Raw genomic sequence first — 22,778 nt, 5'->3', positions numbered from 1 at the left:
GCGTAACCCGTGGGAAACACGGGGTCCGTAGAAACGTAGACAAGAACCCGCGCGACGTTGTCGCCGGATCGACAGGAGGACTTCGATGAGTGTCATCGATGCGCAGATCGCCAAGCTGGATTCGGATCGACTCGAATGGACGTCGGCCTGCCCGCTGAGCCATCTGATCCCTGGACGCGGGGTCGCCGTGCTTCTTCGCGGCGGCGAGCAGGTGGCGCTGTTCCTGCTAGAGGACGGCACACTGCGGGCTGTCAGCAACTTCGATCCGTACGGCCGCGCCGCGGTGATGTCACGCGGACTCGTCGGCGACCGGGACGGTGAACCGATCGTGGTCTCGCCGCTGCTCAAGCAGGCGTTCTCGCTGGTCGACGGCCGAGCGCTGGACGACTCCGCGGTCGCGCTGCCGGTATACGGAGTTCGCGTGTGGGCCGGCGTCGTTCAGGTACACAGCCTTCAGATGCAGGGCGTTCGCTCGACTGTCGCCGATGCAGTCTCGTGAGTGACGACATGCCGTTGGCTGGATTCACGGTAGGTATCACCGCTTCGCGCCGCGCCGAGGAATTCGCGACGTTGCTGACTCGTCGGGGAGCGGACGTCGTTCACGCTCCGGCGATTCGGATCATCCCTCTCGCCGACGACCGCGAGCTCGAAAGGGTGACACAGCAGATCATCTCGGATCCTCCCGAGGTGGTTGTCGCCACCACCGGGATCGGATTCCGGGGTTGGCTGGAAGCAGCCGACGGGTGGGGTGAGGCGGAAAATCTCGGATCCGCGTTGGGCTCGGCTCGTCTGCTCGCGCGCGGACCCAAGGCGAAAGGGGCAATCCGCGCGGCCGACCTTCGTGAAGAATGGTCTCCGGCATCCGAGTCTTCCGCCGAAGTGCTCGAACATCTTCTTGCAGAAGGTGTCTCGGGAAAACGAATCGCCGTTCAACTGCACGGCGCCACTACCGAATGGGAGCCGATTCCCGATTTCTGTCAGGTGCTGCGCGACGCGGGCGCCGAGGTCATCGCGGTCCCTGTCTATCGATGGGAACCGCCGGAGGATCCGACGCTGCTCGACCGGATGATCGACGCCATCGCTTCAGCCGGAATCGACGCCGTCAGCTTCACCAGTGCACCGGCCGTTGCGTCGATGTTGATGCGCGCCGACAAGACCGGGGATCTCGGCGACATTCTCGACGCGATGCGGGGTCCGGTGGCGGCAATGTGCGTCGGCCCGGTCACCTCGGCGCCGCTCGAAGCCTTGAATGTACCGACCACAGCCCCGGCGCGGGCGCGTCTCGGGGCGCTCGCGCGACACATCGTCGACGAACTCCCGCAGCGAGCCAACAAGATTCAAGCCGGTGAACACGAAATCAGCATCCGCGGCGGTTGCGTCGTCGTGGACGGTGAAGTGAAGCAATTGCCGCCGGCTGCGATGTCGTTGATCCGCACTCTCGGTGCCAGCCCCGGCCGAGTCGTCTCCCGCGACGAACTTCTGGCATCTCTTCCCGGAGGCGGCGGCGACACCCATGCCGTCGAGACCGCCGTCGCCCGATTGCGCGCGTGCCTCGGTGCGCCCAAAGCCGTTCAGACCGTGGTCAAGCGGGGCTATCGACTTGCCCTCGACCCCGGCGACTACGTACAGAATCCAGGTGACTATGCAACGCGATGACGATGTACTCGTACTGGTAGCTCACGGCACGCGTAGCCCACGCGGCGTGGAAATGGTTGCCGCCCTGGCCGAAGCCGTCGGCACGCGCGTCGGGCGCACGCGCGTTGCCTTTGTCGACGTGCTCGGTCCGTCACCTTCTGAAGTCCTCCGGGACACTCCGGGGCGAGCGATTCTCGTACCGGCCTTCCTGGCGTCCGGCTACCACGTTCACACCGATGTTCGACGCGAAGTGGCGATCAGTGAGCACTCGGCTGTGACTGTGACGCCCGCACTCGGACCCGATCCGGCGCTTGCGCGCGTGCTGCTCCGACGCTTGACCGAAGCGGGGTGGAGTCCAGGCGACGCGATAGTGCTTGCTGCCGCCGGGTCCTCCGATGCGCGGGCGCTGCGAGACGTCGAGCGTGCTGCGCTGATGCTCGCCGAAGCGGCGGGGATCCGGGTGGACATCGGATACATCGCGACCGGGGAACCGAAGGTAGCCGATGTCGTTGCAGCAGCACGCGTTCGCGGCGCGAAGCGAGTGTTCGTTGCCTCGTACCTCCTCGCACACGGACTGTTTCACGAAAGATTGCACGCTGCAGGAGCCGATGGTGTGACCGAATCGCTCGGCGTCGATCCGGGAGTGGTCGACCTTGTCGTGAATCGGTATGAGAGTGCGCGAAGGGAACTAGTATCGCTGAATGACGTCTCACTCCGTAACGCCGACGTATGCCGACCTGGTCGCCGCAGTTCGTGAATCCGACGTCAAGGCACAGGCTCTCATCGGCGGACTGACCGAAGAGCAGGCGCGGGAGCCCTCCGGGCTCCCCGGGTGGAGCCGGGGACACGTCGTGACGCACATGTCGCGCAACGCCGACGCGCTGGGCAGATTTGTTGCCGGAGTGCAGGGCGGCGAATCGGGGGAGATGTATCCCGGGGGACCGGACGCGCGCAATGCTGCAATCGAGGAAGGTGCAGATCGCCCGGCTGAGTTGTTGGCTCTCGACTACCGCTTCTCGGGAACGAGACTGGTCGACGCGTTGTGCGAGATCCAGGCAGATCGACTGGACACGCCGGTGCCGTGGCGCAAACCTGTGACGGCATTCGATCTGCCGATTCTGCGCTGGAACGAGATCGAGATTCACCTGATGGACCTCGACATCGGCTACACCTGCCACGACTGGCCTGCCGAGTTCGTGGAATTCACTCTCGCCCGTCAGTTGGGCGCACTGGAGACAGCGGTCCCGGTTGTACGTGTTCCTTCGCTGTCGGATGCGGAGACCTTGGCCTGGTTGGTCGGGAGGCCGACGAGGGTGGGGCTGCCTACCCTCCCTGCCTGGCCTTTCTGAGACACGGCCTTTCTGAGACACGGCCTTTCTGAGGATTAGAACAGGGTGGGGGCGCTGACGTCGTTGCGTGCTTGGGCCAACCGCGCACTCCACCGTTTCACCAACCACATCTCGACGATCTCGGGTTGGGTGCCGGCGGCATAGGCCCAACTGTCGAGCAGTTCGCAGTACCGGCGGTAGCGACGCGTCGTGAAGCCCGTGACGGAAGGATCCTCGAGCCAGCCCTCGTGGATGAGTGTCGAGACGCCGTACTGATCGATCATCTGAGCGCGTCGGCCTTCGTCCTGTACGCCCACCGCCCACATGAAAGCGGCCATGAGTGATACCCCCACGCCGGGGGTGAGTGGCCACCCGGACCAGGTGTCGCGCCGCACGACCGGCATCGACTTGTTTTTCGAACAGTGATCGAGAATGGCTGTGATCTGGGTCAGCGGATCCTCGTCTTCGCGGTGATGCGGATTGAAGACGTTGGGGAACCGCCGCGTGAACCGTCTGCTTTCGTGCGAGCCTTGCCAGGCCGCGCAGAGAAAGAGCAGTCCGAGGCCGTCGTGCTGGGCGACAACGAGGTCGCTCGACGGGCGAAGGTCGTTGCGTTGAACGATGGCTCGGCCTTCGGTGATCACTTTGCCGTCGAGGTCACGCCCGCGCAGGCTGATGGTGTGGCCGGCGTCCTTCAGGTGCGCGTTCCACCAATCCAGGTCGACGGTCGCTTCGTCGTCGAGGACGTGCAGTGGAAAGGTGCGGGAGCGGCACCACTCGACCAATGCGTCCGGCGGTTCGAATCCTTCGTCGACACGATTCATGGCGCGATGATCCCACGAGTCGCCGACAGGAATTCGTCCGACGCGCAGGTCACCGAGATGGAACCGGACACTCGCGGTACGCTCCGCTCATGAATTTGGCGTCCTCGCAGGTGCGGCCGGCGCTGTGGACGGTAGCCATCGCCTTGACGGCCACGGGTCTGAGCGGATGCATCGGTGCCGTCGATCGGATGGATTTCGACAACCAGATGCGCGAACGTGGCGGTGGGATGACGTCGGAGTTGGTGCGAGGCGGGTTCGACAGCCTCGCACATAGATACGGCGTCGCCGTGATATCGGTGACCAGCATCGACATCAGCCCGATCGAGACGCTCGGCGTCACCGTTCGTGACCCCGGGAAGCCGTCACAGCTCGACAGATTCTCTTTCGACGACGTCATTCTCGGCGAGCCCATCCCCGTGCAAGTCAGTGTCACCGACGATCTCGATGCGCGATCGTTCACGCTGGATCAAGTGCCGGCATTGGCGAATGTCGAGAAGTTGGTCGACGACGCGCTGGCGAGCAGCGGAGTCGACGACGGCGAAGTCTCCGGGATCTCGGTCAGTCGCACCGAGTCGATACACGCCTCCGTGATGGTGGAATCCCCACGCTCGCGAGTACTTGTGGTCTTCGAGCCTGGCGGAACTCCCTTTCTGGTGCAGCCGCTGTGAGCCGCCGAATCGCTCCGTTACTGATCTCGGTAGCGGTGATCGTGGTCGTGGGAATCTTTGCCGCACTGCTGTCTTCGGTGATCTGGCCCGGCCAGGTCGCGCACTTGGCGCCGATCTTCTGTGAAGAACCGACATCGAGCGCGATGGTCGTCTCGGATTCCTTTACCGACGGCGACGGTACGTCCACCAATTTCACGCTGTACTGCGTCGGACCGCGCGGTCAGACCGTTGATGCCGGCTGGCTGCTGCCGTTCTTGGTGCTGTGGGGCGTGTATTCGCTGGTGCTCGCGATCGTGGTCGGCGTGATCGTGCTGGCGGACGTCGGCCGGCGCGGGCGCCGAAACCGCTGACCCCGTCAGCGTGGGAGGACGACCAATTCGGCGACGGCGCCGTCGCCGGAGTGTGCCGGTACGAGTGCAAACGCCGAGCGTTCGATCAACCCCGCAAGGTGCGCGGTACGTACAGACGGATCGGCGCGCCAGCGACCGTCTTCGGATTGTGTCACCGGCAACAGGCGTACCGCATCGGAACTCACCGCAGCGGCGTTCTCGATGATGCCGAGTAGTGGCGGCGGCGTGTCGCTTCCGGTCAAGGCGGCCACGACGGTGGGCAGCATCGTCAACAGGGTGGTCACGGCGGCATACGGATTGCCGGGGAGGCCGAGAACCACCAGACCACTGGGCAGGACGGCCGTTATCTGAGATCCGCCGGGGCGCGAGGCGACTCGCCCGACAATCGTGCGAGCGCCGAGTCGATCGAGCGCACTGCGCATTTCGTCGGCAGCGCCGCCTCCCGTCGCACCGATGACGACGAGTAGATCGGCTTCCTGGTCGACTCCGTCTGCGAGCACCCGCTCGAAACTGTCCGCAGTGTCTCGCAGGTGCGAATTCGCCACGCACCGTACGCCGTTGCTTTCCAGTAGGTAGGGGAGAATCCCGCCGACGGAGTCGCGAGTCTGACCTTCACGCAGTGGACCGGTCCGCCGGATCTCGTCGCCGGTGACTATCAGGCGTGCCCGTACCGGACCACGGACGAGGGCGTCGAACACTTCACCGCTGGCAGCTGCGGAGATCACCGCCGGAGTCACCGCGGTACCTGTCGGGGCGATCGTGAATCCGGTGGTCCAATCTTCCCCTCGTGGTCGAGCGTCGTTGCGGTGCGGCGCATCCGGCAGTCTCCGTACCATCCGAGATGGCTCGTCGACGGACAGATACTCGTCACGAATTACCGAGGTGGCGCCGAGGGGCAGGTGTGCTCCCGTGGCAATGCGAATCGCTTCACCTTCGCCGAGTTCGAGTTGCCCGTCGGCGCCCGCGATGCGGATCTCGGTGCGGATTCGCCAGGGGCCCTCGCCGGAGACCGCGTACCCGTCCATCGCCGAAACGTCTGACCTGGGAAGATCACCCAGGGCGACCAGAGGCTGCGCGAGCGTTGCTCCGAGGCTGTCGGCGAGATCGGCACGGTGCGGCGGCAATGCTGTCAGCGAGTTCCTGACGGCGGCGCGGGCTTGATCGACCGTCAGCCGCGGATGGCTTCGCGCGCGATCGATGTCTTCCGGTGTGTCGCAGTCGGTCGTACCAGCGACACTCAGCGTCGAGAACGGCTTGGTGACAATCGCTTTCATAGGTTGGTTCTCCAGCCCCGAACTCTCCCGCAATGTGGACAGGCGTTGCCGGAGTTCGCGAAATGTCCATGCGGAGAACAGGAATTGGGTTCGGTTGTTCTCGTCCACGGCACACGTCACCGGATTGTCCGTCGACGTGGCAGCGATCAAGGCGTCGACTGATTCGGCCTCGATGTGCGGCAGGTCGGACGCCAGCACCACCACCACGGCGTTATCGGGTAACCGGGTCGCAGACAACCCGGCCCAGATCGCCTCGACAGGGCCGGCTCCGGCCGGAGATTCCTGAGTTTGGGTGATTCCAGGATCAAGTTCAGGTCGATGCGGGCCGACCACGACGACGGCGTCGAGATGCGACGTTGCTGAAAGCGCGATGTCGAGGAGCCTGCGACCGTGTACGAGAAGGCCAGGTTTGTCGACACCACCCATTCTGGTCCCGCGACCACCCGCCAGAATGACGGCGGCGGTCGGCGGCGTGGTGGTCATGCCTCCATGCTGCCCCATCGCCGGGGTGAGGACGACCGGTGACACGGGATCAGAAGTGAAACCGTGCCTTCTTCAGGTCGATCCGACCCTCCTTGATCGGTACCCCTTCGAGTTCGAGCTTGGCGATCTGACGATGAGCCAGGTGCGCCGACGGTTTGCCGGAGGCGCCGAGAACCCGATGCCACGGCAGGTCGGCAGAGTCCGTCCGCATGATCCAACCGACCGTGCGAGCACTGGAAAGTCCTGCAGCATCAGCGATATCGCCGTACGTCGCCACGAAACCGGCCGGAATCGACGCGATGAGTCGCCGTACCTCTTCGATCTGCTCTTCGGTGGTGGCTGCCATGTCGGTTCCTTCAGAGCACGCTGCGAACGAGGGCGGCGACTTCGTCGGCCCGCACGTGCGGGACCATGTGGTCACAGTCGAATTCGACGCTGGTCAGATTTTCACCGAGGTGCTCGGTGAGCGCTGCCCGGAACTCGTCGGTGACGTACGGAGGCTGGACTTTCATTGCTTGAACCAGCACGGTCGGCATCGAAGGCGGTGGCAGCACGATCGGGCGAGCGAGTTCGCCCCACCCGGTCACGATTGCGGGCGTGGACAGGCGCCAGTTGACGCGCCCGTTGCCCAGTTGAATCAGGTGCTCGGCCATCTCGACGTCGAGGTCCTGGGTGGGAACCTCACCCCACGAGCCGTGAATCTTCTCGGAGTACGCCTCGGCCGCATCGGTGTAATCCGGTGAGCCGATTGTGAGTTCGGCCACTTCCTGCATGAAAGTCGGATCCAAGCCGATCGCTGGATCGAGCAGAACGAGCCCACGAACGCGTTCCGGCGCGGTGGCCGCGAGGTGAAGCGCCAGCATTCCGCCGAACGAATGCGCGACGATCACCACCGGTCCGTTTGCATGTTCGTCCAGTGTCTCGAGCAGGCTCTCGACGTGGGATTCGATGTTCCACGGGGGAGCCCAGGTCGAGCGCCCGTGACCGCGCAGATCGGGCGAGATCCAGCGCGCTTGGGGCAGTTGGTTCTCGGCCATCGACTGCCAACGGCCGCCGTGACCGGTCAGACCGTGCAGCGAAAGGATCTCCGGCGCCCCGACGGGGCCGTAGAGATACGTATGGAGTGCAGACACGAGGTCAATCATGCCGGATGCAGGCGATGTGTGAGTTGTCGGTGCGCTCTGGTGGAATGCCTGGGTGAGTGAGACGGCAACACGCAGCAAGGTCACCATTCCGCGGGCGCGGTTGGTGCACCGAACTGCGCCGTCTCCGATACCCCGAACGTGGGATGAAGGGACGACGCGGCTCTTCGCGCCGCCGTCCGAGGATCCGTTCCAGCTCGCGTTCGGCCCTGTTTCATTCGGTTCGGCAGCGGCTTGGAATCCCTGGCAGGTACTCGGCAGTCCCGGAACCGGCAAGACGTCCCTTCTCGTGGATCTGGCAGTGCAGAAGATCTCGGGTGGCGAAGATCCTGAATCGGTCCTGGTGCTCACCCAGTCACGCCGAGCCGCGACGCAGGTCCGCGAGCAGATCACCGCTGGGTTGCTCGGGTACCAACAGGAACGCGGACCGCAGGCAACCCGTGAGCCGCTGGTACGCACCGTTCACTCTTACGCCTTTGCCGTTCTCCGGCTTCAAGCCGCAGCACACGGCAACGCGCCGCCACGCCTGATCACCGGCGCCGAGCAGGACTCGGTGCTCCGCGAGATGTTGCGCGGCGACATCGAAGACGGTGCGCTCCGGTGGCCGGAGCGCCTGCGACCCGCATTGGGTTTGAACGGCTTTGCCGTCGAACTTCGAGATCTGATGCTGCGAGCCAACGAGCGCGGGCTCGGCCCCGAAGATCTGGTCAAGCTCGGCAAGAAGCGTGGCCGTCCGGAGTGGGTGGCGGCCGGGCGGTTCGCCGAGGCCTACGAGCAAGGCGTGCTGCTGCGCGGCAGTGTCGGTGTCGAGGCTCCGGAGGCGACGGCGCCGGCACTCGACGCGGCCGAGTTGATCGGTGCGGCCTTGACCGCGTTCGCCACCGATCCCGAATTGCTTCGCTCCGAGCGCGCTCGGATCCGGCACCTCCTTGTCGACGACGCACAACATCTGGATCCGCAGGCGGCGCAACTGGTTCGGTTGATCGGAACCGGAACTGCGGGCACGGTCATCGCCGGTGATCCCGATCAGTCCGTCTTCGGATTCCGCGGTGCGGATTCGGCGTTCCTGCTCGGACTGGCCGAGCGCGGAGACGAGCGCCAGATCGTTCTGCCCGTCACGTATCGCAACAACGCCGACGTCGCGTCGATCGCGGCCAAGATCGCTGCGCGGCTGCCTGGCAACTTGGCTCATCGCATCGCGGTTCCATCCGATCTCACCGATGAGAATCCGGGACGGGCGTCGGTGCGGGTTCTCGGTACGACGGCCAAAGAGGCGGCAGTCGTCGCAGATACCTTGCGCCGGGCGCATCTGCTGGACGGGATTGCGTGGTCCGACATGGCCGTCATCGTGCGGTCGGTCCCGCGCACTCTCGCCCCTCTCCGGCGAGCCCTGCTCGCGGCGGGGGTGCCCGTCACGACCGCTGCCACCGAATTGCCGCTCGCGCGGCAACACGGAGTGTCCGGCCTGCTGCTGGTCCTTCGGGCGCTCGGCGGCGATCAGTTCACCGGCGACGACGCGCTTGCCCTGATGGCCGGTCCCATCGGCGGCGCCGAACCGGTCACCCTGCGCCGGTTGCGTCGTGGCCTGCGCCGGGTCGAGTTGGCATCGGGAAGTGATCGGGACTCTTCGGAGTTGTTGCGGCTCATTCTGATCGACGAGGATCGTGCGCAGTCCAAGCGCCTGATGGGCAAGCTGACAGACGTCGAAGCTGCGGCCCTCAATCGCGTGCTGTCGGTCCTTCGCAAGGCCCGGGTGCCTCTCGAGCGTGGTCTCGGGGTCGAAGAAGTTCTGTGGGCGGCCTGGCAGGCGACGGGGCTGGAACGGCGGTGGGCGGCCGCGTCGGCGCGCGGCGGACCGATCGGCTCACAAGCCGATCGAGACCTCGATGCCGTAGTCGCACTCTTCGACGCGGCTGCCAACTACGTCGACCGGCTGCCGCGTTCGCAACTCTCCGGTTTTGTCGACTACTTGACCAGCCAGGAGATACCGACCGACTCGCGGAGCCGATCGGTCATCGCTCCCGACGCCGTCACCGTGGTCAGCGCTCACGCCGCGGCGGGGCGCGAATGGGCGGTGGTGGCGGTGGCGGGTGTGCAGGAGGGGCTCTGGCCGAGTTTGCGGGCACGCGGCTCGCTACTGCGTACCGAAGCACTTATCGACCTGGTCAACGGAGTCTCCGACGGCAGTGACTCGGCTGCCGAACGACTCTCGCGAACCGCGCCGCTTCTGGCCGAAGAACGCAGGTTGTTCCTGGTCGCCTGTAGCCGTGCTCGTCGCCGTCTGCTGATCACCGCAGTCGAATCGGCTTCGGGGGACACCGACTTGGTGCCTTCGCGGTTCGTGGACGAATTGATCCGTGGTGACGCGTACTCGGACGACCCGTCGTCCGATCTCGACGTCGTTGCACCCGAGACCGGGGATACCCGGGTTCTGTCGCTGCCTGCACTGGTCGCACAGCTTCGCAGCGTGGTGTGTGATCCCGACATCGCGCATTTCGACCCCGAGAAGCATTCTCGGGCTGCTCGCCAGTTGGCCCGTCTGGCTGCGGCCGGAGTACGAGGCGCGCATCCGGATCAGTGGTACGGCACAGCCGAGCCGAGTACCGCTGCTCCCATGTGGCAACCCGAGGACGGACCGGTTTCACTGTCCCCGTCCACCATCGAGCTTCTCGAAACATGTCCTCTCCGATGGGTGTTCGAGCGCCACGGTGGCAGCGACGGAGACAACACTCATGCGATCGCCGGTACGCTGGTCCATACCTTGGTGCAGGCACTGGCCGGCCGGATTCCACCGGATCAGGTCGAGAAGGCACTCGAAAATGCCTGGGAATCCATCGATCTGGGATCGCAGTGGTACTCGCGCCGTGAACTCAATCGAACTCGGGAGATGCTGGCGACGTTCACGGCCTGGATGAACGCAACTCGCGGTGAGCTGACCGAAGTCGGCGTCGAGGTGGCGGTCGAGGGGGTCCTCGAACCGCGCGAAGAAGGAGCGCCTGCGGTCAAGCTACGTGGCCGGATCGACCGGCTCGAGCGCGACACCGAAGGTCGTCCAGTGGTTGTCGACGTCAAGACTGCGCGAAACCCCGTCAGCAACGAGGCCGCGCAATCTCATGCGCAGTTGGCGGCGTACCAGGTCGCAGCGGCCGAAGGTGCGATTGCCGGCGAACCGGCCACACAACCCGGCGGTGCACGCCTGGTATTCGTGGCCAAGTCCAACAAGAAGGACGGTGCGGCGCAGCGAGTTCAGCCGCCGCTGACGGCCGAAGCCGTCGAGATGTGGCGAGACGTCATTCACAACGCTGCGGCAGCGACCCAAGGACCGCAGTACCTGGCCAGGGTCAACGATGGATGTAGACATTGCCCGGTGCGTTCGAGTTGCCCGGCACACGACGAGGGACGACAGGTGAGTAACTAAGTGGCTGCCGCGACGCAGAAGGCACGCCGACCGAAGATCGACCCTGTCGACCTGGCGGTCGCGCTCGGTCAGCACCCTCCGACGCCCGAGCAGGCAGCAGTGATCGCCGCACCGCTCGGTCCGACATTGGTGGTCGCCGGCGCCGGTGCCGGAAAGACCGAGACGATGGCTGCTCGCGTCGTGTGGCTGGTGGCCAACGGCTTCGTCGACCCCGAGGCGGTTCTCGGCCTGACCTTCACGCGCAAAGCGGCGCAACAGCTCACGTCGCGAATCCGCAAGCGGTTGGCGCGGCTGGCGGGTTCGGACGTTCTGCGGGCACTCGACCCGACCGGCGGAGTGCGTTCCCGGATTCTGGCCGGCGAACCCGAAGTCAGTACCTACCATGCTTACGCGGGACGGTTGCTCTCCGAACACGGACTGCTGTTGCCCATCGAACCCTCGGCGACGTTATTGTCCGAGACCGAACTGTGGCAGGTTGCGCACCGCGTCGTGAGCGGCTGGGACAGTGATCTGGACACCGACAAGAATCCGGGTTCGATCACCGAAACCGTTCTGGCCCTTGCCGGTCAGTTGGCGGAGCACCTGGTCGATCCCGAGCAGTTGCTCGAGGCACACACCGAGCTGGACAAGCTGATTCACACTCTGCCCGCCGGCCCGAAACAGCGGGGTGGACCGAGCAAGGAGCTGTTGAATTACCTTGATGTGCAACATAAGCGCATCGAACTGTTGCCTCTCGTCGCCCGGCTGGGTGAGACGCTGCGGCGTGAAGGCGCATTGGATTTCGGCAGCCAGATGTCGCTGTCTGCCCGGGTCGCCGCCGAGCATCCCGAGGTCGGGCAGACCGAGCGTGAGCGCTTTCGGGTGGTTCTTCTCGACGAGTACCAGGACACCGGTCACGCTCAGCGAGTGTTGTTGTCCTCGTTGTTCGGTGGGGGAGCCGACGGCCGTTTGGCGCTGACGGCCGTCGGCGACCCGATGCAGTCGATCTACGGTTGGCGCGGCGCGTCGGCGGCCAACCTGCCCCGGTTTGCAACCGATTTCCCGCTTGCCAACGGAAAACCGGCTCCGACGCTCGAACTGCTCACGAGTTGGCGTAACCCGCCGGAGGCTCTCGAGCTGGCAAACCTGTCGTCGGCACCGTTGCGTCGACGCGGCGTGGCCGTCAGTACCCTGCGTGCGCGGCCCGGAGCCGTCGCCGGAGACGTTCGACTGGCGTTGCTGGGAGACGTCGAACAGGAACGTCAGTGGGTGGCGGAGAAGATCGCCGGAGAATACGAGGCGGCACGTGCCGAAGACCGCCCGACGCCCACGGCAGCGGTGTTGATCCGCCGGAACGCCGATGCCGCTCCGCTGGCCGAGGCCTTGCGGTCCAAAGGTCTGCCGGTCGAAGTTGTCGGGCTCGGTGGGCTCCTGCACACACCCGAGGTTGCTGACGTGATCGCCATGCTCCGGGTGGTCGCCGATCCACTTGCAGGAAGCGCAGCCGTTCGGCTGCTCACCGGCGCGCGATGGCAGATCGGCGCGAAGGATCTCGCCGCACTCTCTCAACGCTCCCGCGAACTTGCCATCTCCGCGGGATACGGAACGGCGGGTGCGGTCACCGACGCCGAGGCGCTTACCTCGGCGGTCCACGATGCTCTGCCCGGGGAGAACGCCGAGCAAGCAGGATTGGTCGACTCGATCTCCGATCCAGGCCCGGCAGAACGCTATTCGGCTCTCGGGTACACACGCATCAACGCGATAGCGGCAGAGTTGGCGTCGTTGCGCGAACGTATCGGCCAGCCGCTCACCGAATTGGTGGCGGAGGTCGAGCGGGTGCTCGGGATCGGAATCGAGGCGGGCGCACGGACCCGAGTCGGCGTCGTCGGGACCGCGGGCCGCGAGCACCTCGACGCATTCGCCGACGTTGTCGCCAACTACGCGACGCGTCCAACTGCCAATCTGACCGGGATGCTGGCTTTCTTCGCGGCAGCCGAACAGATCGAAAAGGGCCTCACGCCAGGCGAAGTGGAGGTGGCGCCGGATCGGGTCCAGATCCTGACCGTGCACTCGGCGAAGGGGCTCGAATGGGAAGTAGTGGCGATCCCGCATGTCAGCGACGGGGTGTTCCCCTCGTCCACCGCGTCCGGATCGTGGCTCGGGGCGCTCGCCGAACTGCCACCGTCGTTGCGTGGTGACCGGGCGGTCGACGCGGATTCGGCCGACGGAGTTCCGGTGCTCGACCTCGAGGAGCTCTACAACCGCAAGGACCTCGAGAACGCGATAACGGCGCACAAGAAGGCCTTGTCCAACCGTCGCCTGGACGAGGACCGGCGGTTGTTCTACGTCGCGCTGACCAGAACCGAACGGGCGCTGTTCATCTCGGCGCATCACTGGGCGGAATCCGGTGCGGAACCGAAGGGGCCTTCGGAGTTCCTGGACGAGCTGCATCAGATGGTCACGGCCGACAACGATGCCGATGAGGAAGACTCACGCGGTGCGATCGGCGTCGTGGAGGAATGGGCGCCGGCCCCGGAACCCGATACCGAGAACCCGTTGGCCGCCACTCCCCGTACGGCGCAGTGGCCGCCGGATCCGCTGGGTGCGCGGCGCGGCGCCGTCGAGGCCGGAGCCGCGAGCGTCCTGTCCGCACTCGCTTCGCTGCCGCAAGACAGCGAAGAGGCGGAAGAACCGGAGGACGATCCGGAGAACTGGGCCTCGGACGTCGACGTTCTCCTGGCCGAGCGCGAGGCCCGCGCAAACGCGCGGGCCGAAGTGATTCTCCCGGCGCAGCTTTCGGTGACTCAGCTCGTCGACCTCAAGGCAGATCCGGACGAACTGGCGGCTCGCCTACGTCGTCCGCTGCCGTATCCGCCCAACCCGTTGGCTCGTCGCGGAACCGCTTTTCACGCCTGGATCGAGCGAAGGTTCGGTGCGACTCGGCTGTTGGATCTCGACGAGCTACCCGGCGCCGCGGATACCGGCGCGGGTCCCGAGACCGACCTGGTGAAACTTCAGGATGCGTTCTTGCGGTCCCCGTGGGCCAATCGCAGCCCGATCGAAGTGGAAGTTCCTTTCGAAACATCCATTGCCGGAACGGTTTTGCGAGGTCGGATCGACGCTGTGTTCGCCGATCCCGACGGCGGATGGACGGTGATCGACTGGAAGACCGGTGCCGAACCGTCGGCCGCCAACGAGGACGCTGTTGTGATGCAGTTGGCCGCGTATCGGGTGGCCTGGGCCGAATTGATGTCAGCCAGAGCTCGTTCGGCGGGGCGCAACGAACAGTTTCCGGCCGACAAGGTGCGGGCGGCGTTTCACTACGTTCGATCGGGTCGCACCATCGCACCCGAGAACCTGCCGGACGGTGAGGCTCTCGCTCGCCTCATCCGAACGGCAGGCGCGCAAGATTAGCTTGCGTTTCGACGAGCCTTGAGTGCTTCGGTCACCAGTGGAACCTGCAGGGGGAGACGTGCGATCGAACCGATCTTCTGCGGGGTGGACGTCTTCGGGCTTCGGCACCAGTCGATCGCCATCTGGATGTTGGCGGGGAACACGGCAACAAAGAGCGCGGCGGCAAGGCCCGCGCCGAGCTTGCGGGTCTTCGGCACGGCCAAGGCAGCGCCGATCGCCAGTTCCGCGACGCCGGACACCTGGGTGTAGGTGCGGGCCTGTCCGGGAAGCTGGCGGGGAACGGTGCTGTCGAAGAACGAGGGCGCTGCAAAATGCATGGTGCCGGCGCCGAGAAGGAGGGCCGACAAACGAAGAGCGGCTGCTTGGCTGGGAGTGGACGTCGAACCGGTGAAAGGCATTTGCCCAGCCTGCCTCACGGTGGACCTTCTTGCCACTACCGGCGCCACGACCCGCACGCTATTCGGCGCCCGAGTTCCGAAGTCGATCTTCGAGGGTTACGCTGCCTGCCGATGTCCGTGTAGGTATTTCGTAAGTTCGAGTGAGAGAGTCGATGTATGGCCGGTAAGCTCCGGGCGCGTTTGACCAGGTCGGAAGCATTGACCGATCAGCCTGACTTCGCCCTTGTCGGGGTGCTGCGCATTCCCCAGCTACAGACCAGTCCGGCGCGGGCCATCTACAAGCGAGTTCTCATCGCGTTGGGTGCTCTCGGTGCCGCCGTGTTGATCGTGTACATCGATCGCGCCGGATACCGAGACGCACAGGACAACGAGCTTTCGCTGCTCGACTGCATCTACTATGCGACGGTTTCGCTCTCGACCACCGGCTACGGCGATATCACTCCGTTCACTCCGTCGGCGCGCCTGGTCAACGTCCTGTTGATCACGCCACTTCGAATCTTCTTCTTGATCGTGTTGGTCGGAACCACACTTTCAGCTCTGACCGAGAGTTCGCGTCAGGCGTTCAAAATTCAGCGTTGGAGGCAGCACGTGCGTAATCACACCGTCGTCGTCGGATACGGGACCAAGGGGCGGACGGCAATCGAAGCAATGCTCGGTGACGGTGTACCGGCGTCGGAGATCGTGGTCGTCGATACCGATCAGACAGTCCTCGACTCCGCGGCGAGCAAGGGCCTGGTGACGGTGTTCGGTTCGGCGACGAAATCGGACGTACTTCGGTTGGCAGGCGCGCAGAATGCGTCGTCGATCATCGTCGCCACGAATCGTGACGACACCGCAGTGCTCGTGACGCTCACAGCCCGCGAAATCGCGCCGAAAGCCAAGATCGCCGCAGCCATCCGTGAAGCCGACAACGCGCATCTTCTGCGTCAGTCCGGCGCAGACTCGGTGGTCGTGTCCTCGGAGACGGCAGGTCGACTCCTCGGCATCGCCACCACAACGCCGACTGTCGTGGAGATGATCGAAGACCTTCTCACCCCGGAAGCCGGATTCGCGATCGCCGAGCGCGCAGTCGAACGTGACGAGGTCGGCGGCTCTCCGCGTCATCTCTCCGACATCGTGCTCGGGGTAGTTCGCGACGGCCGTCTGGTTCGCGTCGGTTCGCCCGAGGTGGACGCCGTCGAGGAGAACGATCGCCTGCTCTACATCCGCCGCGTCACGAACTGAGTGCTGCCGAGCTTCGTGCGCGCAGTAATGTCGTGAGCGTGAACGACTTCCAGCTGACCGAAACACCGCTGCTCTCACGCTCGAGCGTCGGCCGCGCCGAGGAATTGCGGTCGGATGCCGCCGCACTGACCACGGGTTGGGCGGACGCGCTGCTCCTCCGTGTGAATTCACGGGGTCAGGTCAAGGTCTCGCCGGAAGGTCAGTTGGTCTTCGCCGAGGCAACCGAACTGGGTCCGGAGCCGGTGCGCGGTGCAGTGTTCCTGGGAATTCGGGAGAATCGCCACGTCTGGGCGGTGCGGGTGTCGCTGCTGGCGGGCACGTTGTCCGAATTGCGCATGCTCGGCGGAACACTCGACGACGCCGACGCCGGTTTGTTGACCGGTGCCGTCGCGATTCTCAACTGGCACGACAGTGCCGGATTCAGCGCTATCGACGGCGCACCGAGTGAACCCACCATGTCCGGCTGGTCACGCATTTCCACGTCCACCGGCCACGAGGAGTTTCCCCGAACGGATCCGGCGGTCATCTGCCTGGTGCACGACGGCGGCGATCGAGTTCTACTCGCGCGTCAGCCGACCTGGCCGCAGCGACGTTTCTCGATTCTCGCGGGATTCGTCGAGGCCGGGGAGTCGCTCGAAACGTGCGTTGTCCGCGAGATCAAGGAAGAAGTCGGCATCGACGTGCACAGCGTTCGATACCTCGGGAGCCAGCCTTGGCCGTTCCCGCGTTCGGTGATGTTGGGCTTCGCCGCAATCGGCGACCCCGCCGCTCCGCTTCTGTTCGCGGACGGCGAGATCGCCGAGGGCACCTGGTTCACGAAGGACGAGGTGCGTGCCGCTCTCGAACTCGGCGACTGGGGTTCGGAAGCGGACGCGCCACTGCTGCTGCCCGGCTCGATCTCCATCGCTCGCGGAATGCTCGAGAGCTGGGTCAAATAAGAGCTGGGTCAGACAGCAGCCTGAAAGGCTCTAAAGACCCAGGGCCTGCTTGACCTGGTTGAGCGACGGGTTGGTCGCGACGCTGCCGTCGCCGTACTTCACGGTCGGAACGACGTGATTTCCACCGTTGACGCTGCCGACGAAATCGGCTGCTGCCGGATCGTTCTCGATGTCGATCTCGGTGTACTCGATCCCCGACGCGTTGAGCTGCGTCTTGAGGCGGCGGCAGTAGCCACACCACGTGGTCGAGTAGATGGTCAGGGCAGGCGCATTTTCGGTAGAAGTCACGGCCGATATAACACCACGACCGAGAGCGTTGTTCCGTATCGGCCCGTGTTCTCTTGCCCACATACCGTCGGGCGCGGCGAATGGAGTGTCGGAACGTCCTGCCATGATGGTCCCCATGCCTGCGGACACCGGACTGGATCCAGAACAATCGGCCGCCGTGCTCGCGCCACGCGGCCCGGTATGTGTCCTCGCGGGCGCTGGAACAGGCAAAACCCGCACCATCACGCGCCGGATCGCGCATCTGGTTGCCGACGGTCATGTCTCCGCCGGGCAGGTGCTTGCCGTGACATTCACAGCGCGAGCGGCCGGCGAAATGCGTGGACGGCTTCGTGAGCTGGGGGTTGGTGGGAGTGGGCCGCAGGTACAGGCTCGCACCTTCCACGCCGCCGCTCTTCGTCAACTCAAGTACTTCTGGCCGCAGGTGATCGGTGACACGCCGTGGCGTCTGCTCGATCGGAAGTTCGCGGTTGTCAGCAGTGCCGCCGCTCGTGTCGGGTTGTCCACCAGTACGGAAAGCGTGCGCGACCTCGCCAGCGAAATCGAGTGGTCCAAGGCCTCACTGATCGCGCCCGAGGACTACCCACGCGCGATAGCCAAGATTCGTCGCGAGGCGCCGGTCGATGCCACCAAGGTTGCGCAGGTCTACGCGGCATACGAAGAGCTGAAGGCACGTGGCCAGGACGGAATGCTCCTCGATTTCGACGATCTCCTACTTCACACCGCGGCTGCGCTCGAAGAGCATTCGACGGTTGCCGACGAGTTCCGCGAGCGGTACCGCTGCTTCGTGGTCGACGAGTATCAGGACGTCACCCCGCTGCAACAGCGGGTGCTCGACGCCTGGCTCGGCGACCGCGACGACCTGACCGTGGTGGGCGATGCGAATCAGACCATCTATTCCTTCACCGGCGCCACCCCGAACTATCTGTTGGACTTCTCGCGGAAATTCCCCGAAGCGACCGTCGTCCGGCTCGAACGGGACTACCGCTCCACCCCTGAGGTCGTGTCGCTGGCGAACCGCGTGATCGGTGCAGCGCGCGGACGGATCGCCGGGACGCGTCTTCAGTTGATCGGGCAACGCGCTCCGGGGCCTGAGCCGGAGTTCATGGAGTTCGACGACGAGCCTGCCGAAGCGCTCGGCGTTGCGCGGGCGATCAAACGGCTGATCGCGGCAGGCACTCCAGCGGCCGAGATCGCTGTTCTGTATCGGATCAATGCTCAGTCGGAGGCGCACGAGCAGGCACTCACCAAGCTCGGCATTCCGTTCCAGGTGCGTGGTGGAGAGGGCTTCTTCACCCGCACCGAGGTCCGTCAGGCCGTGGCGGCACTGCGTCAGGCCGCCGGACGAGACGACCTCCCCGAAGGCGCAGACAACGGCGAAGCGCTGGTTTCACTGGTTCGCGCTGTACTCGCGCCACTCGGTCTGACCAACGAAGAACCTTCGGGCACGCAAGCCCGCGAGCGCTGGGCGTCGCTCTCGGCTCTCGTGGCGCTGACCGAAGAACAACTCGTCCACGAACCCGAACTGTCGCTCACCGGGCTTCTACAGGAGCTAACAGCCCGAGCCGAGGCGCGGCACCCACCGACCGTGCAGGGCGTGACGTTGGCTTCCCTTCACGCGGCCAAGGGGCTCGAATGGGATGCGGTGTTCCTGGTCGGCCTCAACGACGGCACCCTGCCGATCCAACACGTTCTCGGCGACGCCAATTCGGGCGCCGACGACGTCGCGGTGGAGGAGGAGCGTCGGCTTCTGTACGTGGGTGTTACCCGCGCCCGCGAGCATCTGCAGCTGTCTTGGGCATTGGCTCGCAATGAGGGGGGACGCAAGTCCCGTCGCCGGTCGAGGTTCCTCAACGGGCTCATCCCCGAGGACTCACCGGCTTCGCGCGTTGCCGCGCCGTCGTCGGGGAACAAGAAGCGTCCGCGCTGCCGCGTCTGCGGCAAGCCGTTGATCGGGACGTCGGCGACAATGCTCGGGCGCTGCGAAAAATGCCCGTCCAATGTCGACCTGGAATTGCTCGAGCACCTCAAGGCCTGGCGGCTGGACAAGTCCCGAGAACTCAAAGTTCCGGCCTATGTCGTCTTCAGCGACAACACACTGATGGCTATTGCCGAACAACGACCACAAGACAATCGTGGACTGGTTTCGATCCCTGGAATCGGGCCGAAGAAACTCGACAACTTCGGGGAAGACGTACTAGCTGTCATTCGCGGCGAACTGCGTGCGGCAACACTCGATATCTGAAATGCATCCGAATCGACAACGGTGAGTTACATAACCGCAGGTCAAAAATAGGTTGTGCAGATTCGACGGATTCTCTACTCTGGTTTTCAGTGTTACGGGGCAACCTGTGCGCAGAAACTATCCGGACCGACACGAAATGGAGGTGGCAAATAAATGACGAACTTGATCTCGTATGAAGCGTGCGCAAGCGCAAAGTTCGCTGTTGCCGCCCCCATGCTGCCGCGTGCAGCGGGATGGGCGCAGCATGCGTTCCGCCTGCGCCCTCAAGCAGCAGCAAAGAAAGCAGCTGTCGAGTCCGTGTTCTTAAGCCATCGAGGTATTTCTCGGTAGGACACATCCGTTCACTTACGGCCACGGACCCGCAGCCCCTGCGGACCGTGGCCTTTGTGTTGGATACCCCTCTTTATCCGGTTTCCGACTCGGCTCAGGTTCGCACCCATCGAACCCATATCGTGCGACACAGTTTCGCATCCGAGCACTAGGAGACCGAGTTGTCTGCCCAGACAATCCGCGTGGAATCCGAAAACTCCACCACTGCAGTAACTTCCACCGACGTCACTTCGGCTGCAGTCACGTTCATCGAGGTCGCGTCCACCCGCCGCGACCTGCCGTGCCGGGCATCCAACCCCGATCTCTGGTTCGCCGAAGCTCCGGCCGAACTCGAGCAGGCGAAGGCACTGTGCGCGCAGTGCCCCATCCGTTCCCGTTGTCTCAGTGCGGCTCTCGACCGCGCCGAGCCGTGGGGGGTGTGGGGAGGCGAGATCCTCGATCAGGGGGCCGTCATAGCGCGCAAGAGACCGAGGGGGCGCCCACGCAAGCAACTCGTGTGCGCGTGAGAGCCTTATTCGGCGGAGCCGGTGTCGTCCAGAACCGGCTCCGCGAACCCTGGCAACCAACGAGTCAGGATTTCCATGTACGGGGCATATGCGTCCAACTGGGCGCATATGCCGACCGAACCGAGAAGAACTCGGAAGATCATCAAATACTCGGCCGGAAGGTTGAGTGCACGGGCCGTTCGGAACTGCGCACTGTTGAAGTCAGTGGCGGTTCCGGCGGCCTTTTGCAGCCACGACCGAGTGAAATGAAATGACTCGGTCTGGATCGGGTCGGTGAAGGGTCGCAGGTAATCCGCGATCTCCTTGTCGGTCACCGTGCGTCCGGGAATCACGAAACCGTTGGCGCGCAACAACTCCGTCAATTCGTCGAATTGTTCCTCGACAGCCAAGCGCACCATCGTGCCGAGAACCCGTGGCAGTCCGTTCGGGAACGGCGCAGCCGCACCGAAGTCGATGACGCCGAGTCGGCCGTCCGCGAGAAGCATGAAATTGCCGGGGTGCGGGTCGCAGTGGAGCAAGCCGACACGGGCCGGAGACGCGAAGTGGAATTCGGCGAGTAGTGCACCGGCAGCATTGCGCTGCTCCGGCGTTCCACTTTCGATGATTCTGGTCAACGGGGTTGCCGTCATCCATTCGGTCACGACCACTTTCGGCGCGCTCGCCACGACGTGCGGGATCACGAATTGGGGATCTCCGTCGAATTCTTTTGCAAAAGCTCGCTGATTGTTCGCCTCGATCCGATAGTCGAGTTCTTCTTCGGTGCGCGCGGTGAACTCCTCGATCACGGGGCGCACATCGACACCGGGCATGACCGAACCGAAGAGACCGGCAAATCTGCCCAAGGTCTTGAGGTCGGCGCGTAGAGCTTCGTCGGCGCCGGGGTACTGAACTTTCACGGCTACGTCGCGGCCGTCCGCCCAGACCGCACGGTGAACCTGCCCGATGCTTGCCGACGCGGTCGGTTCGTCGTCGAACGACTGGAATCGGTCGCGCCATTTGGTTCCGAGTTGCTGATCGAGCATCTTGTGTACTTGCTTGGTCGGCAGCGGTGGGGCGGCGGCTTGGAGCTTGTTCAGCGACTCGCGGTACGGCTCCGCGAATTCCTCCGGAATCGCCGCCTCCATGACGCTGAGCGCTTGGCCCAGCTTCATCGCGCCGGCCTTGAGTTCGCCCAGCACCGCGAACAGTTGCTCGGCGGCCTTCGCGCTCAACTGCGCGTCGATCTCGCCTTTGTCGCCGCCGGCGAGCTTGCGTCCGAAGCCCATGGCGGCGCGACCGGCCATCCCCAGGGGGATGCTCGCGAGTTTGGCAGTACGGGCAGAACTCTTGCGTGGGATCTCGGACACCACACCATCATGTCTGACTGGGGCGTCCTTTGCCCGAAACAGGTGCCAGGTATTGGCAACTGCAAGATATTTGCCGAGGCCAGCGCCTGGTTGTGATCCGATACGGACGGAGCGCGATCTCGAGCGTCGACGACAGACTCGCCGCATACGTCGCCGCTGTCTCGGATAATGCGGAGTCGATCTCGGCCAGGGCCAGCGCGACACTTGCATGGATCATCGCCGATTCCGCGTGGCCGGCGCTGCCGAGTAGCTGCGCGGACAGATGAAGCCAATGAGGGTCGAGTTCGGATCGGATGATGTCGGCGCATCGCAGGCAACTCGACTGGCCCGGCAAGACAAGAGGACCGATCACACCGTTGCCGTCGCGGATGCGGACGGAAAGGTGGGGGAGTCCGCAGCGAACGAGATCGCTGACCAGGCGAGGATCAGTGACCACGTCGTCGGCCAGCACCACCAGTTGTTCGTTCCACGTGCGCACGACGTCGGTGTTGCGATACCCGCGCGAGCGACGCGTGCTTACCCCGCCGGTGACCAGGGCGCGCTCGACGGCGTCCGAGAGTGGACCGACACCGTGGATCCGGACGGACACGGTCCTCCTGGCGGCAGTGTGGACGAATCCGGAATCGGTGAGTTGCTCGAGCAACTTCTCCGTCACCGACGTCGAAATCCCGCGCGTCGATGCTTCCCACAGGATGGTCGCGCGGGATCTGGAGCCGTCCATTTTGCGGAGGATCGACTTCACCGCGCGCGCATCGACCCCGACAGGCAGCGTCAGCAGGACGGCACGTCCGGGTGTCCATCCCAGCTGCAGCCGACCGTCCGGGCGCGACAGAACAGCGATCCGCGGGTCCCATCGGGGTCCCGCGGATCGCTGTGACGTGCTGTTCTGTGTGGTGTCGTCTTGCGTGTCACCGGTCATCGTTCGATGCTGGCACGGCGGGCCGTCGGCGAGTCCGCGTCAGTGACAGTTATCCACAGGACGTCAGCATGG

General features: G+C 64.7%; 20 protein-coding genes. 12 read left to right on the top strand and 8 right to left on the bottom strand.

The annotated features are described in order from the left end of the window. Positions 1–85: 85 nt before the first annotated feature. Genes nirD through R4P70_RS16620 form a run of 4 tightly spaced genes read left to right on the top strand, consistent with a single transcriptional unit; the run spans position 86 to position 2,984 of the window. Complete coding sequence (nirD, locus tag R4P70_RS16635) at positions 86–499, top strand: nitrite reductase small subunit NirD (protein WP_019747813.1); 414 nt, start codon at positions 86–88, stop codon at positions 497–499. After that, positions 496–1,656, top strand: coding sequence for a uroporphyrinogen-III synthase (locus tag R4P70_RS16630; protein ID WP_019747814.1), 1,161 nt, complete (start codon positions 496–498; stop codon positions 1,654–1,656). Before nirD ends, R4P70_RS16630 begins: the two co-directional genes overlap by 4 nt. Further along, positions 1,643–2,392 carry a sirohydrochlorin chelatase gene (locus R4P70_RS16625; protein ID WP_243617271.1) on the top strand — a complete coding sequence of 250 codons (750 nt, stop codon included), beginning with the start codon at positions 1,643–1,645 and terminating at the stop codon, positions 2,390–2,392. Before R4P70_RS16630 ends, R4P70_RS16625 begins: the two co-directional genes overlap by 14 nt. Then, the gene (locus tag R4P70_RS16620) at positions 2,337–2,984 is read left to right on the top strand and encodes a maleylpyruvate isomerase family mycothiol-dependent enzyme (protein ID WP_243617121.1); all 648 of its coding nucleotides are present in this window, start codon (positions 2,337–2,339) and stop codon (positions 2,982–2,984) included. Before R4P70_RS16625 ends, R4P70_RS16620 begins: the two co-directional genes overlap by 56 nt. Positions 2,985–3,019: 35 nt before the next feature. Here R4P70_RS16620 and R4P70_RS16615 read toward each other — a convergent pair whose 3' ends face one another. Beyond that, a complete protein-coding gene (locus R4P70_RS16615) occupies positions 3,020–3,787 on the bottom strand; it encodes a hypothetical protein (protein WP_003942311.1) in 768 nt (255 codons plus the stop codon). 89 nt (positions 3,788–3,876) lie between these two features. Here R4P70_RS16615 and R4P70_RS16610 point away from each other — a divergent pair, with 89 nt between their 5' ends. Then, on the top strand, positions 3,877–4,455 hold the full coding sequence (locus tag R4P70_RS16610) for a hypothetical protein (RefSeq protein ID WP_243617122.1): 579 nt from the start codon (positions 3,877–3,879) through the stop codon (positions 4,453–4,455). Further along, entirely contained in the window at positions 4,452–4,805 is a 354-nt protein-coding gene (locus R4P70_RS16605; RefSeq protein WP_020907125.1) for a hypothetical protein, read from the top strand. The genes R4P70_RS16610 and R4P70_RS16605 overlap by 4 nt, the downstream gene beginning before the upstream one ends. Before the next feature lie 5 nt (positions 4,806–4,810). On the opposite strand, the gene R4P70_RS16600 is transcribed toward R4P70_RS16605, so the two are convergent. Genes R4P70_RS16600 through R4P70_RS16590 form a run of 3 tightly spaced genes read right to left on the bottom strand, consistent with a single transcriptional unit; the run spans position 4,811 to position 7,707 of the window. Next, positions 4,811–6,562 carry an NTP transferase domain-containing protein gene (locus R4P70_RS16600; RefSeq protein ID WP_243617123.1) on the bottom strand — a complete coding sequence of 584 codons (1,752 nt, stop codon included), beginning with the start codon at positions 6,560–6,562 and terminating at the stop codon, positions 4,811–4,813. Positions 6,563–6,611: 49 nt separating this feature from the next. After that, positions 6,612–6,908, bottom strand: a complete 297-nt coding sequence (locus R4P70_RS16595; RefSeq protein WP_019747820.1) for an MGMT family protein — start codon at positions 6,906–6,908, stop codon at positions 6,612–6,614. Positions 6,909–6,918: 10 nt separating this feature from the next. Then, positions 6,919–7,707: an alpha/beta hydrolase gene (locus R4P70_RS16590; RefSeq protein ID WP_080909755.1), complete on the bottom strand. Its 789-nt coding sequence runs from the start codon at positions 7,705–7,707 to the stop codon at positions 6,919–6,921. Between the two features lie 52 nt (positions 7,708–7,759). Between R4P70_RS16590 and R4P70_RS16585 the strand changes: the two genes are divergently transcribed. Together R4P70_RS16585 and R4P70_RS16580 are read left to right on the top strand one after the other, a co-directional pair. Then, the gene (locus R4P70_RS16585) at positions 7,760–11,122 is read left to right on the top strand and encodes an ATP-dependent helicase (RefSeq protein WP_020969239.1); all 3,363 of its coding nucleotides are present in this window, start codon (positions 7,760–7,762) and stop codon (positions 11,120–11,122) included. Next, positions 11,123–14,515 carry an ATP-dependent helicase gene (locus R4P70_RS16580; protein WP_060938626.1) on the top strand — a complete coding sequence of 1,131 codons (3,393 nt, stop codon included), beginning with the start codon at positions 11,123–11,125 and terminating at the stop codon, positions 14,513–14,515. Here the strand turns inward: R4P70_RS16580 and R4P70_RS16575 are convergent. Then, positions 14,512–14,913 carry a membrane protein gene (locus R4P70_RS16575; protein WP_019747824.1) on the bottom strand — a complete coding sequence of 134 codons (402 nt, stop codon included), beginning with the start codon at positions 14,911–14,913 and terminating at the stop codon, positions 14,512–14,514. The two genes, R4P70_RS16580 and R4P70_RS16575, sit on opposite strands and share 4 nt — an antisense overlap. Positions 14,914–15,069: 156 nt before the next feature. On the opposite strand from R4P70_RS16575, the gene R4P70_RS16570 reads away from it, so the two are divergent. Beyond that, positions 15,070–16,137: a potassium channel family protein gene (locus tag R4P70_RS16570; protein WP_003942296.1), complete on the top strand. Its 1,068-nt coding sequence runs from the start codon at positions 15,070–15,072 to the stop codon at positions 16,135–16,137. 38 nt (positions 16,138–16,175) lie between these two features. Beyond that, positions 16,176–17,075, top strand: coding sequence for an NAD(+) diphosphatase (gene nudC, locus R4P70_RS16565; RefSeq protein ID WP_007731249.1), 900 nt, complete (start codon positions 16,176–16,178; stop codon positions 17,073–17,075). Positions 17,076–17,105: 30 nt separating this feature from the next. Here the strand turns inward: nudC and R4P70_RS16560 are convergent, their stop codons facing one another. Beyond that, a complete protein-coding gene (locus R4P70_RS16560) occupies positions 17,106–17,363 on the bottom strand; it encodes a mycoredoxin (protein WP_003942350.1) in 258 nt (85 codons plus the stop codon). A gap of 103 nt (positions 17,364–17,466) precedes the next feature. On the opposite strand from R4P70_RS16560, the gene R4P70_RS16555 reads away from it, so the two are divergent. Then, on the top strand, positions 17,467–19,605 hold the full coding sequence (locus R4P70_RS16555) for an ATP-dependent DNA helicase UvrD2 (protein WP_029537946.1): 2,139 nt from the start codon (positions 17,467–17,469) through the stop codon (positions 19,603–19,605). A 512-nt stretch (positions 19,606–20,117) separates the two neighbouring features. Continuing rightward, a complete protein-coding gene (locus tag R4P70_RS16550) occupies positions 20,118–20,441 on the top strand; it encodes a WhiB family transcriptional regulator (protein WP_003942321.1) in 324 nt (107 codons plus the stop codon). Positions 20,442–20,446: 5 nt separating this feature from the next. Here R4P70_RS16550 and R4P70_RS16545 read toward each other — a convergent pair whose 3' ends face one another. Continuing rightward, entirely contained in the window at positions 20,447–21,790 is a 1,344-nt protein-coding gene (locus R4P70_RS16545; RefSeq protein WP_243617124.1) for an ABC1 kinase family protein, read from the bottom strand. A 4-nt stretch (positions 21,791–21,794) separates the two neighbouring features. Next, the gene (locus R4P70_RS16540; RefSeq protein WP_243617125.1) at positions 21,795–22,706 is read right to left on the bottom strand and encodes a hypothetical protein; all 912 of its coding nucleotides are present in this window, start codon (positions 22,704–22,706) and stop codon (positions 21,795–21,797) included. Positions 22,707–22,778 lie beyond the last annotated feature (72 nt).

Origin of the sequence: Rhodococcus sp. IEGM 1241, from assembly GCF_033142365.1 — a bacterium.
In the GTDB taxonomy this organism is placed as follows: domain Bacteria; phylum Actinomycetota; class Actinomycetes; order Mycobacteriales; family Mycobacteriaceae; genus Rhodococcus_F; species Rhodococcus_F erythropolis.
Note: the sequence above shows the minus strand (reverse complement) of the source record. Positions and strands in the feature narration are given on the sequence as shown.